The organism is Chitinophaga sp. YR573, from assembly GCF_900110995.1.
Classification (GTDB): domain Bacteria; phylum Bacteroidota; class Bacteroidia; order Chitinophagales; family Chitinophagaceae; genus Chitinophaga.
Genome location: NZ_FOJF01000002.1, coordinates 132,274 through 148,317, shown reverse-complemented (window position 1 = coordinate 148,317; position 16,044 = coordinate 132,274). Strand labels below are relative to the sequence as shown.

The 16,044-nt window shown below is 41.6% G+C and carries 10 protein-coding genes; 1 reads left to right on the top strand and 9 read right to left on the bottom strand.

Features of this window, described 5'->3' with window-relative positions; translation table 11 throughout:
• Positions 1 to 15: 15 nt before the first annotated feature.
• From BMW86_RS20640 to BMW86_RS20615, 6 genes are read right to left on the bottom strand one after another with little or no spacing between them, the layout of a single operon-like run.
• Complete coding sequence (locus tag BMW86_RS20640) at positions 16 to 1,329, bottom strand: sugar porter family MFS transporter (protein WP_089783842.1); 1,314 nt, start codon at positions 1,327 to 1,329, stop codon at positions 16 to 18.
• On the bottom strand, positions 1,313 to 2,353 hold the full coding sequence (locus tag BMW86_RS20635; RefSeq protein WP_089783841.1) for an aldose epimerase family protein: 1,041 nt from the start codon (positions 2,351 to 2,353) through the stop codon (positions 1,313 to 1,315). Before BMW86_RS20635 ends, BMW86_RS20640 begins: the two co-directional genes overlap by 17 nt.
• A 3-nt stretch (positions 2,354 to 2,356) precedes the next feature.
• Positions 2,357 to 5,623, bottom strand: a complete 3,267-nt coding sequence (locus tag BMW86_RS20630) for a DUF5107 domain-containing protein (protein ID WP_089783840.1) — start codon at positions 5,621 to 5,623, stop codon at positions 2,357 to 2,359.
• On the bottom strand, positions 5,614 to 7,692 hold the full coding sequence (locus BMW86_RS20625) for an alpha-amylase family protein (protein WP_089783839.1): 2,079 nt from the start codon (positions 7,690 to 7,692) through the stop codon (positions 5,614 to 5,616). Before BMW86_RS20625 ends, BMW86_RS20630 begins: the two co-directional genes overlap by 10 nt.
• Entirely contained in the window at positions 7,692 to 9,176 is a 1,485-nt protein-coding gene (locus tag BMW86_RS20620; RefSeq protein WP_089783838.1) for a RagB/SusD family nutrient uptake outer membrane protein, read from the bottom strand. Before BMW86_RS20620 ends, BMW86_RS20625 begins: the two co-directional genes overlap by 1 nt.
• A 17-nt stretch (positions 9,177 to 9,193) precedes the next feature.
• Positions 9,194 to 12,202 (bottom strand): SusC/RagA family TonB-linked outer membrane protein, encoded by a 3,009-nt coding sequence (locus BMW86_RS20615; protein WP_177189335.1) that lies wholly within the window; start codon positions 12,200 to 12,202, stop codon positions 9,194 to 9,196.
• Between the two features lie 117 nt (positions 12,203 to 12,319).
• On the opposite strand from BMW86_RS20615, the gene BMW86_RS20610 reads away from it, so the two are divergent.
• A complete protein-coding gene (locus BMW86_RS20610; RefSeq protein WP_255372972.1) occupies positions 12,320 to 13,222 on the top strand; it encodes an AraC family transcriptional regulator in 903 nt (300 codons plus the stop codon).
• Here the strand turns inward: BMW86_RS20610 and BMW86_RS20605 are convergent.
• From BMW86_RS20605 to BMW86_RS20595, 3 genes are read right to left on the bottom strand one after another with little or no spacing between them, the layout of a single operon-like run.
• Positions 13,219 to 13,989: an SDR family NAD(P)-dependent oxidoreductase gene (locus BMW86_RS20605; protein WP_089783836.1), complete on the bottom strand. Its 771-nt coding sequence runs from the start codon at positions 13,987 to 13,989 to the stop codon at positions 13,219 to 13,221. The genes BMW86_RS20610 and BMW86_RS20605 overlap by 4 nt on opposite strands.
• A 14-nt stretch (positions 13,990 to 14,003) precedes the next feature.
• A complete protein-coding gene (locus tag BMW86_RS20600) occupies positions 14,004 to 14,393 on the bottom strand; it encodes an L-rhamnose mutarotase (RefSeq protein ID WP_218149201.1) in 390 nt (129 codons plus the stop codon).
• An 11-nt stretch (positions 14,394 to 14,404) separates the two neighbouring features.
• Complete coding sequence (locus tag BMW86_RS20595) at positions 14,405 to 16,042, bottom strand: sodium:solute symporter (protein WP_089783835.1); 1,638 nt, start codon at positions 16,040 to 16,042, stop codon at positions 14,405 to 14,407.
• Positions 16,043 to 16,044 lie beyond the last annotated feature (2 nt).

Here is a 16,044-nt window from a genome sequence, read left to right as displayed (position 1 = left end):
TTTAAGCATTATGCGTTAATGCCTCACAATTACATCTTCCAGTTCTTCTAGTGTTTTTCCTTTTGTTTCTTGTACATTTCTCCAGATAAATATAAAACCCAGTACACAGATTACTGCATAAATATAAAAAGTACTGTCCTTCAACCTTTCAAAAAGGATAGGGAAAGTGAATACCAGTACGAAATAAGCGGCCCAGAGAGATAGTACAGCAATTGAAGTGGCGGCGCTACGGATCTTGTTAGGGAATATTTCAGAGATCAGTACCCAGGTAACAGGGGCTAACGACATCGCATATGTACCAATGGCCGCCAGCAGGAACCAGGATACATTGGCAGAACCTGCTGCCAGCATCCTTACCACGATAATATACAGAATAGCCAGTCCACCAGCTCCTATCAGCATTAATGGTTTGCGGCCCAGCTTATCCACCAGTACCATCGCCAGCAGCGTAAATACCAGGTTTACCCCTCCGATGAAAACGGTTTGTAATAACTGACCGTCCTGTGAAACGCCTATACTCTGGAAAATCCTGGGAGTGTAATTGAACACTACGTTAATACCGCATAACTGCTGGAAAATAGCCAGGATTATACCGATAAATACGGCAGGTAATACGGCCTTATTAAATGCCGGACCTACGTTTAGTTTTTCGTTCATTGACCGCTCGATAATACCCAGCGCATCCTTTGCATTCCCTATTTTTTCCAGTATTATACCAGCTTCTTCTGACCTGCCCACTTTTACCAGCCAGCGCGGGCTTTCGGGCAGCCATAAGGCTCCTGCGAAGAATAACAGGGAAGGAATAATACCCAGCCCAAACATCCATCTCCAGGCATCTGGCCCATTATTTCTTAACGTATAATTTACCAGGTTAGTCACCAGTATACCTGTTACTACAGTCAGCTGGTTAATGGCCACCATACGACCCCGTAAATGCGCTGGTGCCACCTCTGCGATGTACATAGGGGACAACATAGATGCCATGCCCACACCAATCCCTGCTACCAGCCGGAAGGCTATAAAGAAATCCCGGGCCGGCGCTAATGCCATCGCCAGAGACGAAATGCCAAAGATCGCGGCTGCCAGTAACAGGCCTTTTTTGCGCCCGTATTTGTCTGCCATTGTTCCGGCCACCAGGCAACCGATGATTGCCCCCAGGGCCAGACTGCCAGTCGCAAATCCTTCCCAGTAAGCATCCAGACCAAACTGTTGCTGTAAAAAGGGCAATGCCCCTGAAATAACGGCAAAATCAAACCCAAACAGGTAACCTCCCAATGCAGAAATAAAGGAGATCCCAAGGATATAGGTATTATTATAAGATTGTTTCATAACTGGATTTTAATGATCTCACTCCAAACTCATAAATCGTATGTTTCTCATACACTTCTCCCGGATGTAAAATAGTACAGGGAAATGAAGGATGATTCGGGCTGTCAGGAAAAGCCTGTGTTTCCAATGCCACTGCTCCGTGTCTAGGGTATAAGCCACCGTACCACCAGTTCGCCGTATATAACTGCATCCCCGGCTGATCTGTAAATACCCTTAACTCCCGCCCTGTTACCGGTTCATATAATACTGCAGCTTCTGTTATCTCTCCTTCACTATTTAAAACATAATTATGATCAAATCCTTTGTCATCGGGAAACTGATCAATATCATCCCCTATTCGTTTAGCCTGCTGAAAATCCAGGGCTGTGCCCCGTACTTCGATCACACTGCCATCTGGTACATTATGATTATTCTTACCGGTATAATGTGAAGCGTTAATCTTTAAAAGATGACCGGTTATCAATGCCTGCTCAAAACCACTTAAATTAAAGTAAGAATGATTGGTGAGATTCACCGGAGTAGGTTTATCGGTATGACCGGTATAGCGGATACTTAATTTACAAGCGTTATCCAGTGTATATCGTACCTGTACCAGTAAATTACCCGGATATCCCTCTTCTCCATCTTTGCTTAAATATTCCATTACCACACCTACCTGATTTTCCTCTCTGATCTCAGTCACCACAGACCAGGTTTTTTTATGAAAACCTTCAAAACCACCGTGTAAATGGTTGGTACCATCATTCACAGAAAGCTGCACCGGTTGCCCGGCTAATGTAAACTTCCCTCCTGCAATACGATTAGCATAACGCCCTACTACACAACCAAAATACGCATCATTCTGTTCATAAAATGCCAGGTCACTAAATCCTGCAACAATGTTCTTCATTACACCATTGCTATCAGGTGTATAGATAGCTGTAACCGTACAACCCAGGTTCGTAATATTAACAACAATCTGATCATTTTTTAAAGTGATCAGGTATAAGTCTTTTCCATAACTCTTACTCAAAACAGATAACATTGGCTATTCCTTTATCAATGGGTTAAAAACTGCTCCCTGGTGGTTAACATCTAACTGCAGCACGTCATCCAGGTATTTACGGCCTTGTATAGTATCTCCAAGACCTGAATACCCCAGTCCTACCAGGTATTTACAATGAATAGTATTACGTAAATTAATGTCCATGTCAAACACCAGCATGTCCGGTAGTGATACAGCGAAGTAGTCAATAAATACTGCGTCAAACATGTGTTGCTCTCCAAACAGGATGAACCTGTTGAAGATTTCTGTTGCCTTTTCAGGCTCTCCTAATTTTTGCCATGCTAAAGCCTGGTATACGATTTTATCGGGCTGAGGATCGTTATAGTAAATAGCCTGCACTGGCTGGCTAATGCCACGTGTAGCCGCGATAAAGTATTCTCCTGCTTTATCAGTCTGGTTTAATCCTTCATATACACAACCCAGTAAATAATGGATATCATTCTCCTGGGCACCATACAACTTACCTTCTCCCAGATTATCAGGATAGGTAGATACTGCTATCAGTAATTCCAGTGCTTTTTCGAACTCTTTTTGCTGGATAGCCTGTTTAGCCAATTGTGTATAACATAGAATGTACTGTCCTACTACACGTCCTTCTCCACCTTCCCAGGGGTGGAATTTTCTTTTGGATAATAATGTTTTTGCGTGTTCAAATTGCCTGAGATTATTGTACAATGTTATTCTTTCCAGGTAGAGGTCATCTCTCTCTTCTACTAAAGCAGCATGTGTTTCCAGTAAATCCAATCTCTCTTTAAATCCTTTACCTGTAATCTTATACAACTGATCCAGCTCCATTAAAATGCGGGAATCTGTCCTGTCTAAAGCAAAAGCCTTTTCCATGAATTCTATGGCTTTCTCTTTTTCATTTAACTTATTGTAATAGGCTAATGACAGATTACGATAAGGGGTAGCGAAAGTGTTATTCAGGTTTACAGCGGCTTCCCAGTTGGCGATTGCTTCCGGGTATTGTCTTTTATCATACCAGAAATTTCCCAGGTAATAATGTGCGTGTGCGTCTGTTGGATTTAAGAGTATTGCATTTTCTAAAATCAATACTTCTTCTATTTTATTTGGAAAACATCTGTCGGGGTTTTGTATGGCAGCCTGTTTATATAATGCAAGAGCTTTATCAGTTTCACCGTTTTTCAATGCAAACCAGCCTTTATAGTAGTTTATTAAAGGATTGGTAGATGGGCAATAATCTAATATTTCAGCAGCTTCTGTATATAACCCTGCCTGTGCATAGTCTAATGATGATTCGAGGTAATTATTCAAGGCGCCACGCATGAGCGTATTCATTTTATTCAGTATGGTTATATCTTTTTCTATGAGATACCATTCGAATAAACAACCATAATTAAAGGAATCTATAGATATTGATTCCTTTATAAACTGGGTTCTCTTTTCTGTTTCCTCAACGTTCTTTCTTAGCAATATTGCTTTTAAGTGACGGGCGGTGTGACTGTGATAATTTCTGATTAATGATTTTTCTATTAATGCTAATGCTTCTTTAAACTTTCCTTTGGCGCAGGCAATTCTTGTCAGCATTAAGAAACTGCTGTGCTGCCAGGCGTCATTCCAGGTAGCTTTATAAAAAGAGTCATATGCTTCGTCTAAGTCGTTCTGATAAAATAAGGCTAGCCCTAAGTTGTAATATACTTCCCCATCGTAAGGATTGGGGTTTCTGCTGGTTAATGTTTCAATTGCTGTTCTGAAAAAGGGAAGTGATTTTTTGAACTGGCCACGTCTCAGGTGTAATAATCCCATTGCGTTGTTACAGCGGATATCACCGGGACTTCTTCTTAAGCCCTCTTCATAATAGTCTATCGGGTTGAAGGTTGCGTGTCTGTATTGTTCTAAATGCAGTCCGTTTAGATACAGATCTTCTACCTGTGTTATTTCAGCAGGTAGTTTAGCCGGTGTAGCAGCAGCGGGAATCGCTTTATCTGTAGGCTTTTCTGGCTGCCAGGATACCAGTATGGAGCCTTTGTTATCTGTTACAATTACTTTATCTGCTTCACCTAAGAAAGTAACTTCGAAGATATCTGCAGGTGAAAGATTTACTTTATACTCTTTTACTATTTTATCTTTTTGCAATACCTGTATTACTGCACCTTCATATCTTGCAGTAGCATACACCTTTATCACCATCTCCTTATCTGAAACTGAGACATTAATCATGGCCTCTTTCGTTGCATTCTTCACCATACCAATACCTGCGTAAGGCATGAAATACTGTTCGAAAGTTTTGCCTTCATTCGGCTGTAACCAGGAGAAATCTGGCTGATTATCTGTAAATACGCCGGTCATTAACTCAATGTAAGGCCCATCTTCATCTGTCAGATTCCTGTCCCATGCATATCCGAAGTCTCCATTGCCCCAGGTCCATTGTTTTTTACCGGGAGATAAATGATGGTCTGCTACATGCAGCATTCCTGCTTGTGTATCATGTTCATAACAACCCATGAAATCATATTGGGAACGGATAGCCATGTACGAAGTAGGAACAGGAATAGTATCATAACGGGAGATATCTGTTCCTGGTGCATAATTCACTTTGTAATAGGTACCTGTAGCTATAGGAAAATCTGATACATCTCTTTTACCGTGATCAAATACGGCATATACATCCGGCGGGAAAACGGATTGATAATGTTCATTCACTTTTACAGCAGGATTGGCCCACCATAAAAATGTCTGAGGGAAAGGTGTACGGTTAAACAATTTTCCTTTAATCTCTAAATAAGCTTTATCGGGATATAAAGTAAACCCTGCCATACCTTTAGTACGGAACATAATCTCTGTCTCATTTACCCATACTGTTTTACTTCCGTCTGCATTTTCTTCTATTGTATAATCTACGGACTCGAAAGTGCTGGGCCGGTGATGCTGCGGCCAGTTGAACTCTATTCCTCCGGAGATCCATGGACCTGCCAGTCCTACCAATGCGGGTTTAATCACCTGGTTATAATAGACAAAATCACGTTTCCTTATTTTATCGTACGCTCTTTGTATCCTACCGCCTATCTCGGGCAGAATCATAATCTTCAGGTATTCGTTTTCCAGGAAAACAGCGGTATATTCCACCTCTGTTTTCTCATCCGCAATCTGCTCTATGACCGGATGCGGGTATACTACCCCGCTACTTCCCTGGTATACTCTCTTCTCCAGGAACATCGGATTCTTTTCAGGCTTACCAACTTTATACGTAGGTATCGACACCTTTTCTATCCAGGCTATTACTTCCATATTTTTACAAGTTTTATCATGATGGCATCCTTTACAGGCACCGTTATAGACATTGTATCAGTTATTTCACCCAATAGATCTCCTGTTAAGAAATCTTTCATCAGATACTTCCCTTCACTCAAACCAAGATCTTTTAACACGATTACTTCTTTAAAAGGCAGTTTTGTATCAAAGTTAAATAAGCCTACCATTGTAGTATCTCCTTTTAAATAAAAGCTCATCTGCTGGTCCATTCCTTCTCCGTCAGACATACGCAAAGGTGTGAATGCTTTCGGGTTACTGAAGAACTGGCATACGTCTGCGTTATTCAGGTATTTCTTTGCCCGTTCTACTGCCAGTTTATCTCTGAAATCAGATCCATCACCGAGGATACTACCCATCGCCATCATGGCGTATATTCTTACTTTCACTTCCTGTTCTGATAAATCCGGGTTCTGCTGGAAACGTTTCATCACGGCTACATCCAAATTGGTGTATGGCCATAATGTGCCTTGTACCCACCATAGATGAGAGCCTGCGGACAGAGAGGCTTCTGTACTGCCATAGTGAGGGAAGCCTGGTTCGTCGTCTCTTAAATGAGAGTAGACATCTGTAGAAATGAAACGGGTATGTGCGTACTGGTGCGGGAACATTGGTGATATTGCCTGGGTAATAAAGATATCAGGCCCCATGATAGAATCTACTAGTCCTTTTAACATCTTCATACCAGCATTGTATGCCTGCATACCAGATCTTACAGACTTATTATATCTGGAAGTAGATTCTAATGCACCTGCGGTTAAGAAATCTATTTTGATAAAAGTAGCATTAATAGCTTTTGCTTTTTGTAACTGCGTGATGATGTATTGTCTTGTAGCCGGATGAGTGGGGTCGATAGCATAAGCCCCCCAGTCGCCGTCTTTGTATAAGACAGGATGCCTGTCTTTATCTCTTAATACCATATCCTGCAATAATGTATTGCCTATCATTTGCTGGTCTATGGAGTTCTTCCATGTCCATATGGCGAAAGGGATAAAATAAAATCCCATCTGCTCATTTCTCTTTTTACCGTAGCGACCTAGTGAGGCCAGTAAATCAGTAGTATAAATTCCCTGGTCATAAGAGTCTATGCTTAATACAGGTTTTGCGTATTTATTAAAGTTATCCAGGGTATGGATAAAATCAGCGATCTTAATGACACCTGTTGGCATCATTACTTTGGAATAACCTAATACGCCTTCTACGCCAAAGCTGTTCCAGTATACGGGGGCATACCCTTTCCAGGTTAATTTCCCGGCTATGATCGTATTTGCTTTTCCGTAATCGGTAAATGCGGTGCGGATATCATTTGTAGCTGACAGATAAATCAGCGGAGAACTTAGTGTGTTCCCTTTCATTGTACCATGCGGAGCATGGTCATGTGTACCGTCTTTATCCGGGGTAGCTATGCCACCATAGATTTTTAAAGAATCTCCATATACAATACCCGTTTTCCAAAAATCATGTGTAATGCTACCGAATACTATTCCAGACATTGTATGTATATCGTAGATAGAAGAGAATTCGTAAGTGGTGCCTTTGGCACCAGGCCATTTTATAGTATTTACCCTTGTCCATTCGTCGTTATCGAAGGGTACATCCAGGATTCGCAGATCGTTACCTGGCATGGTTAAATTACCAGGTACTGATAAAGGGGAAATATCCCTTGTTTCCAGATCAGTACCTATTGCTTCTACATTTATTAATAAATGCTGATTATATACCCTGATATGTTGTACCAGACGGAATTTTATCTGAGCATCTGTATGTTCAATATCCAGTTGTTTACCTGTACCAAAGCTATCTGTTATAGCGTGTATGGTAGTGTAATGATTTTTGAAACTACCGCTGCTTATATATCCACTACTGTGTTCATCGATAGTAGCAATAGTATTCTCCAGCTTTGCGCCAGTGGAAAAGTAATAACTTACTTTCCCGGTATTATTATTTACCACAACACGCACCAGGCTACCAGATAGTACCGTACTATCCTGCGCCTGTACATTAAAAAACAGGCAAACACAGAGGCAGATAAAAGACAATGTTCTCATTAATATCCTTCGTTTTGATCCGCCGGCTTAAGGGCAGGATTATTCTCAAATTCTTTTGCAGGTATAGGGTATAACAAATGCTTAGGCAGCATATTCGGAGCAGCATCAATATTATGTGCCTTCGTTGAATCTAATAAAGTACCTGTTCTTTTCAGATCAAACCAACGCCAGCCTTCAAAGCCCAGTTCCCGCATTCTTTCCATCATAATTTCTGAACGTAAATCCGACTGGGCCACACTACCCGACCAATCTGCCAGTCCTGCACGATGACGGATCTTATTCAGATTTTCTACCGCTGCAGCACTCCCATTCAACTCATTCTCCGCCTCTGCATACATCAGGATAACATCCGCATAACGCAGGTAATACATATTGCGGGAAGAAAGCGATCCACTCACAGAAATACCTTTCGTGATATCAAATTTCTTTACATGTGGTTTGCCTACATCTGCCCACCAGGAATAATCTACCAGGTTGCCATTGGAATCATAAAACACTGTACGGAAAGTTGCATCCTTCCGAAGGTCATCATCAGAAAAACTTTGATAGTAATAATCTGTAGGAATGATTACATGTCCGCCAGCGCCACTCAGACCAGGAGAATTGATCTGCCAGCAACCAGTGTTATTGGCCATATTACTGGTGTTATCATTTTCATTTGAAAACTGGATTTCAAACAGCGACTCTATATTGTTTTCATTGGTTTCCACATACAGATCCGCGTATTTAGTCATCAGGCTAACATTCGTAGCTGTTAACAAAGGGGCTAATGTAGCCTTTGCATTTGCGTAGTCTTTGCGGGTAAGATATACCTTACCTAACAAAGCAATAGCTGCTTCTTTAGTAGCTCTTCCCGGGTCCTGGCCGCCAGCTCCTTTGCTATTGAGATTAGTGGCAGCGAATTGTAAGTCTTCTATTATCAGCTTGTATACATCTTCTGCTTTACTACGTGGGTAACCATCACGATCTGCATCAGGGTTATCAGCGTCTGTAGGTAAAGGAACACCATCAAACAACTGCACCAGGTAAAAGTAGAATAAAGCCCGCAGGAATTTTGCTTCTCCTATACAACGATTCTTCAGCGCTTCATTTACAGGAGCCTTTGTAATATATTTAATAGCCAGATTAGCATTGGTAATACCCTTGTAGGAAACAGACCAGAAACCCTGCACCACATCATTCTGTCCGGTCATCAAAGGAGAATAACTGTTTACTGCGGAGAAGCCTTGCCAGTAAGGCCCCCAGGTAGGCACAAAGATGGTGGTCTTTCCTTCATCTGTGCCAACCATACCTATGATAGCGTAATCAGAACGTTTCAGTATCAGCAACTGGCGATATATGCCGGTTACACCGGCTACTACTCCTGCTTCGTCTTTGTAGAGCTGTTCAGGAGAAATGAATACTTCCGGTTTAATATCCAGCTGCTTACTACAACCGGATAAAAGTATAATAAGACAGATCAAACGGACCTTATGAGAAAACATACGTTGTAGTTTTAAAGTTATAAACCGATTTTCACACCAAAGAGAATAGTACGGAATCTTGGATAGATGTCGTAACTACCGGCATCAATCTCCGGATCTATCCCCTTATACTTTGTAAACAGGAAAGGCTCTAATACCTGACCATACACACCCATTGATTTTATCTTAATCCTTGACAGTAACGCAGGAGAAAAATCATACGCTACTGTGATATTCCTGATACGGATAAAATCTCCTTTCTGCACCGCATAACTGGAAGAGCCTGAAGGCAGGGTACGTGTAGAACTACCAAATGCATTGGGACGGGGAATATTCGTATGCGTGTTCTCCGGTGTCCAGTAATTCAATCCTTCTTTCAGGATCACATTACGGCCATTGGAATACAGGTAATCGGTATAGGCTTTATTGTAGATATCGTGCCCATACATATAACTGGCGAATACGGTCAGGGAAATTCTCTTATAACGGAAGTAGTTCCAGATACCACCCCAGCCCTTAGGTGTAGTGCGCCCTACAATGGCACGGTCGTACTGATTAATAATACCATCATTATTTAAATCTTTTACCCGCACATCTCCGGGTTTACCGGTAGGGTTCAGTTTGAAATCATCGCCCTTATTATAGATCCCATCAAATACGTAATCAACTATTAAACTGTTCGGCGCTTCTCCTACTTTCAGATAAGGACTCAAAGAGTCACGACCTGGTAAGAGTGATGTTACTTTCGATTTATACTTAGAGAAATTCAGGTCCACCTGCCAGTCGAAGTTGGGTGTTTTCACCGGCGATAACTTAATACCGATATCAATTCCTTTTGTATTCAGGGACGCCACATTAATCATCTTGGTATCATAGCCCTGGGATAATGCCAGGTTTCGCTGTAACAACAGATTATGTACATCCTTATTATAGAAGTCAACTGTCAGCTGTACCCTGGAACTAAACATGGCTAAGTCAAACCCTGTGTTGAACTGGTACTGACTTTCCCATTTTAAGGCATCATTACCCTGATTACTGCCCAATTGGTAACCGGTTGACTGACTTGTACCATTAAAGGGATAACTGGCCGAATTCAGCCTTGCAAACACATTATCGTAAGAGATATCCTGGTTGCCTATTACCCCGTAACTGATACGGATTTTAGCATCGTTTACTCTTGATTTGAATTTCACACCTATAAACGGTTCGTCTATCAAACGCCAGGCACCACTGATAGATGGGAAGAAGCCGTATCTGTGTTGTGCACCAAAGCGGGAAGAACCATCGTAACGGGCCGTGAGGTTTAAAATATACCGTTGCTTGAATTTATAGATTACCCTGCCTAATACAGAACTGGTTGCCCAGTTGAAATAATCACTCTGGATTAAATCTCTTCTGTTAGCGAGGCTCATATTTTTATATGTCAGTTCATCTGTAGGGAAACCAGATGCCTGTTCAAAATTCCATTCCTGTCTTCTCTTCTGGAAAGTGAATCCGGAAAGTATATTGAGGGAATGCTTTTCTGAAAGGTTATAGTCATAGGTCAGTGTATTTTCCCATAAGAAATCCCTGTATCCAAAGTTCTGCACTTTAGCCACTCCTTTCAGCAGATATCCGGCTCCTGTAGAACGCGGATAGTATTCAAACTGCTGGTTCTTGTAAATATCAGCTCCTACATTAGAACGGAAGGTAAGACTGGGAATGACTTTATAATCCAGATATACATTGCCTATTAAACGGTCATCTATTTTCTTAAATACTGCTTCATTGGTAAGGGCCAGTGGATTCGTAACTGTAATAGTTCCTGTATTAGGATCTATATCTACCATTGGTTTACCCGTTGAATCATAGATAGGGCGCAGTGGGCTCATGCTGATAGCATTATAATATGCCTCATTGCTGACTACATTATTATCCAGGTGAGAGAAATTAGTATTTAAACCGATAGATACCTTTTCCGTTACAGATGATTCCATATTGGCTTTCAGGGAATATCTCTTTAGTTCAGATCCTTTGATGATCCCACTCTGATCCAGGTAATTTCCACTCAGATAAATCTTATTCTTTCCAATACCATTGGAAATACTTAATGTGTGGCTTTGCATGGGCGCCGTTTGTGTAATAGCATCTGCCCAGTTATAGGTTTTCCCCTCAGCCAGACTTTTCAACTCTACCGCACTAAAGATCTTCTTATCTGTAGCCGGATCATTCATAGGCCATGCGGTAGGATCTTCATCACTCCAGGCCAGTCTTCTAAGATCGGCATAGGTTTTACCGTCTACGAAATCATATGTACGGTTAATCTTCTGTACGCCGTAGTAGCCATTATAATCAATAGATGCTCTGCCACTCTTTGCCTTCTTAGTGGTAATGATCACCACTCCTTCTGAAGCCCTGGAGCCATAAATAGCGGCAGCAGAAGCATCCTTCAGGATATCTACTGATTCAATATCATAAGGGTTAATTTCCCGGATGTCGCCGGTTACAATTACTCCATCTACAACATAAATAGGTCCGCCCCCCTGTGTAATAGAGTTAATCCCTCTTATCTTAATAGAAGTTCCTGCGCCCGGTTCATATCCGGCACTCCTGATCTGCACTCCCGGTACCCGGGCCTGCAAAGCGCTGTTAATGGAAGTCACGGGTAGTTCGCTTAACTCTTTACCGGATAAACTGGCAACAGCGCTGGTGATATCTGACTTTTTCTGCTGACCATAACCAATAACCACTACTTCACTAAGTCCGGAGATATCCTTTTCCAGATTAACAGTAAAAGCAGTGTCGCCAGGTGTGAGTGTAACTGTGCGGGGCTTGTAGCCTACAAAACTAAATACGAGGACAGTCTTACCGGTAGCATTTACAGAGAAATTACCGCTTACATCCGTTTTCAGGGAAGCGCTTTTGTTAGTAACATTGGTAATGGTGACAAAAGGAAGTGGATTTTTAGTCGATGCATCCAGTACCTTACCGCTAACCGGCTTATTTTGTGCCGGTAACTGCATACATACAGCCATCAACAAGATATACAGGGATACCAGTTTTTTCATAACATTCATTTTTAATCGTGGAATTAGAACAAATCTCGTGTTTAGCATTCACCCCCGGAATAGTGATTTTTATGATAATGATGGATTATTTTATGATCTTTAGAAAAAGATCGTTCCATGATGAAAGATAAAGTACTCAGAAAGCGGCAGGGCTTCGACGGACAGCAGCTGATCGTACTGCCCAAAAAGATTATGGCCGACTTCCTCACCAAAGACAAGATCACCCAACAGGTGTATATTACTGATATCGGCTACTACCCTAAAGCGAAAGGGCATTATATACAACGTCCTGCCGGGGTAGGACAACATATCATTATCTATTGTGTGGAAGGGAGTGGCTGGATAGAGATAGATAAAAAAAGGATAGAGATCTCCCCCTCACAATTCATCACTATACCGGCTAATACTCCACATCGTTATTCTGCTAACACCAACGACCCATGGACTATTTACTGGATTCATTTTAAGGGGGAGATAGCTGCTTACATCGTAGAACTCATCCTGCAGAAATCAAGAAATTATAAACCTCATCTTACCTATAATGAGAATCGCATAAAATTATTTGAGGAAATTTATTCCAATCTTGAAAAAGGATATAGCGGAGATAATCTCCGCTATGTGAACATGATCTTTTATCATTTCCTTTCTTCTTTATTATACGAGGATAAATTTAATTATGTAGAGAATAAACCGGAAGATGATGTGATTGCACTAACGATTGCGCTGATGCAGCAAAAGATCCATACGGTACTAACATTGAATGAACTGGCTAACTTTGCGAATCTTTCGGTTTCTCATTTCTCTGCTATCTTCCGGGAAAAAACGGGTTATTCTCCCATAGAGTATTTCAACCATCTGAAAGTACAGAAGGCCTGCCAGTATTTATTATTCACCACTATGACCGTCAAAGAGATTGCACAGCATGCAGGTGTTGAAGACCCATATTATTTTTCACGGATGTTCTCCCGCTTAATGGGCGTATCTCCTACGGAATACAGGAACAGGAATAAACAGGCTTAATGATGAAGACGTCTGTATCCAAGCTCTGCTCCTCCTGTGACAGGTAAAATACAGCCGGTAATAAACCTTGCTTTATCAGATAACAAAAACACACCTGCATCTGCAATTACATCACCTTCGGGGCAATACCCTAATGGATGAATCTGCGCCAGGTATTCTTCCATAGATTCACTGTCCTGCTCACTATTCCACTCCCGCAGTAAAGGTGTCCATACTGCTGCCGGTGCAAGCGCATTCACACGTATATTGAACTGTGCATAATCCAGCGCCATTGATTTTGTCAGACTATTTACTGCTCCTTTTGTACCGGTATAAGCCGCGTGATTCTCCTGCCCAATTTCTGCTACCAGGCTACTTGTATTCAAGATACTTCCCTGCGTTAATTTCAATGCTTCCAGTCCATATTTTGTAGTCAGGTAGATACTTTTAACATTTACATCAAACAATCTGTCCCACTCATCTTCTTCTGTAAGATGTAACGGTCTGGATGGCGCTGCAATACCTGCATTATTATGAATAGCATCAATACGCCCAAACCTTTGTAACGTTTCTTCAACAGCTTTCTTAACGTCTTCCCCTACAGACACATCACATACAATACTATGATGCTTTACACCTAATTCCTTCATGGCATCTGCCAGAGAATCGTTGTCATTAGACAGTACCACAACTACAGCACCAGCTTCTGCATATTTCTTCGCACACTCAAAACCAATACCCATAGAACCACCCGTAAGAATAATAATCTTATCACTTAAGAGACCCATACAATCGTTTTACATTAATAATGAAATACCTCTTCCATACTGGTCCAGGTCTGCTTTTCCGCGGCGGCTTCCGGCAACGGTATCTGCATTGGAGCGGTTAAGCTCCACCATCTTACCGTTGTGCTGTCGGCCGCCATCTTTTTCATGTCTGCGTCAAAGTTATTTCCGGTATATTCAAAGTAGCTGAACAGGTAGTATTTATCATCTATCTTTTTAAGATAGATAGAATAGTTCCTGATATTCACTTCATTTATCTTCTTTAATACACCCGGCCATGCCGCAGCATGTAATTGTTTATACTCGTTTATTTTATCAGGCTTTAAACCTGTTATCATACCGTACCGTTTCACAGGCTGACTATTACAGGCTGCTATACATAAACAGCCGATCAGTAACTTTTTCATACGCTTCCTTTTTAACGGAACAACCAAAATAATACACCCATTACCAGCAATAGTAATACGGATAAAAACTTATAATTTAATAGCCCTTTCCAACCCTGGCTTTGCAAAGGTTCCCAGGGAGTTTTCCAGTATAAAGTGCTACTCTCTGCGGTATGCTTTACCGGATAAGCATAAGAGAAAACTATTTGCATTACGGCACAAATACAGAACAGGTAAAACGCCATCATCATAAAAGGAATATGCCCGATAATAGTATCCTGATACAGCTTATTAATGATGAATACTACTACTCCCAGTGCAGAACCTATCCACAGTGTATATTTCGCAGATACTGCAGAAGCTTTCTTCCAGAAAACACCCAGCAGGAATACACAGGTAATAGGTGGTGCGATATGTGCAATAATATCGTTCAGGCCATTGAACAGGCTCTCATAGCTATTTAACAAAGGCATTAATGCAAGAGATAGTACCAGCGCAATACCGGCGGATATCTTACCTGCTATGACCAGTTGTTTATCTGTAGTATCTGGATAATACCGCTGATAAATATCATAACTGGCCATCGTTGAAATAGAGTTCAATGCACCTGATACCTGGCTCATAAGGCCGGATAATAACGCAGCTACCAATACTCCTATCAAACCTGTAGGTAATAATTGTGTAATCATCAATGTATAAATTCCTTTACTGTTAATCCCTGTGGCAGTTCTTAACGAACTCACATCCAGCAAACCTGTTTGTGATAATGTGTAGGCAAACAATCCGGGCAATACAAAGATGAATACCGGCAGTATCTTGATAAACCCGCAGAACAGTGGCCCTACCCTTGCATGATTCTCATCTTTTGCACCTAATACCCGCTGCACGATTGTCTGGTCAGCACACCAGTACCAGATACCCAGTACCGGGTAACCCAGGAATACAGCGTACCAGGGCATGCCACTCTCATCTCCATGTGGACGCATCATTGACAGCTTATTCATTTGATTATGCTGCTGTAATACATCCACCATAGGTTGCCAGCCACCCATCTTATGATACGCCGCAATACTGATGACTACTGCACCTGTTAAGAGCACTATCGTCTGGATAGACTCTGTGACAACCACGGCTGTCAAACCACCTACAATGGTATATAATGCTGTTAGTAAGGAGATAATGATCACACTGGTGTACATATCCACGCCAAACAAAGTATGCAGTACAATACCACCTGCCAGCAGGGAGAATGCAATATGAATGATGATGGCGGAGACTACTGATACAATGGCCAGCCAGTCACGACTGGCCCTGTCATATCTTTTCTCCAGGAAATCTGGCAGGGTCGCTACCCCGGATTTAATGTAAAAGGGAGCAAAAAACAATGCCAGCAGGATTAAAGTAAAAGCGGCCATCCATTCAAAGTTACCATTCAGCAGGCCGGTGTCAAATCCGCTTTGTGCAAGACTTACCAGATGTACACAAGAGATATTGGTAGCAAAGAGTGCCAGTCCTATCATCGGCCAGCGCAGCGTTTTCCCTGCCAGGAAATATTCGCTGGCAGCATTGCCTTTATTCTTTCTCCGGTGTTTAATACCAGACCATAAGCCGATACCTACAATACCAATGATATAGAGGATACTTACAGTAAGGTCCAATGATTTAATCATAA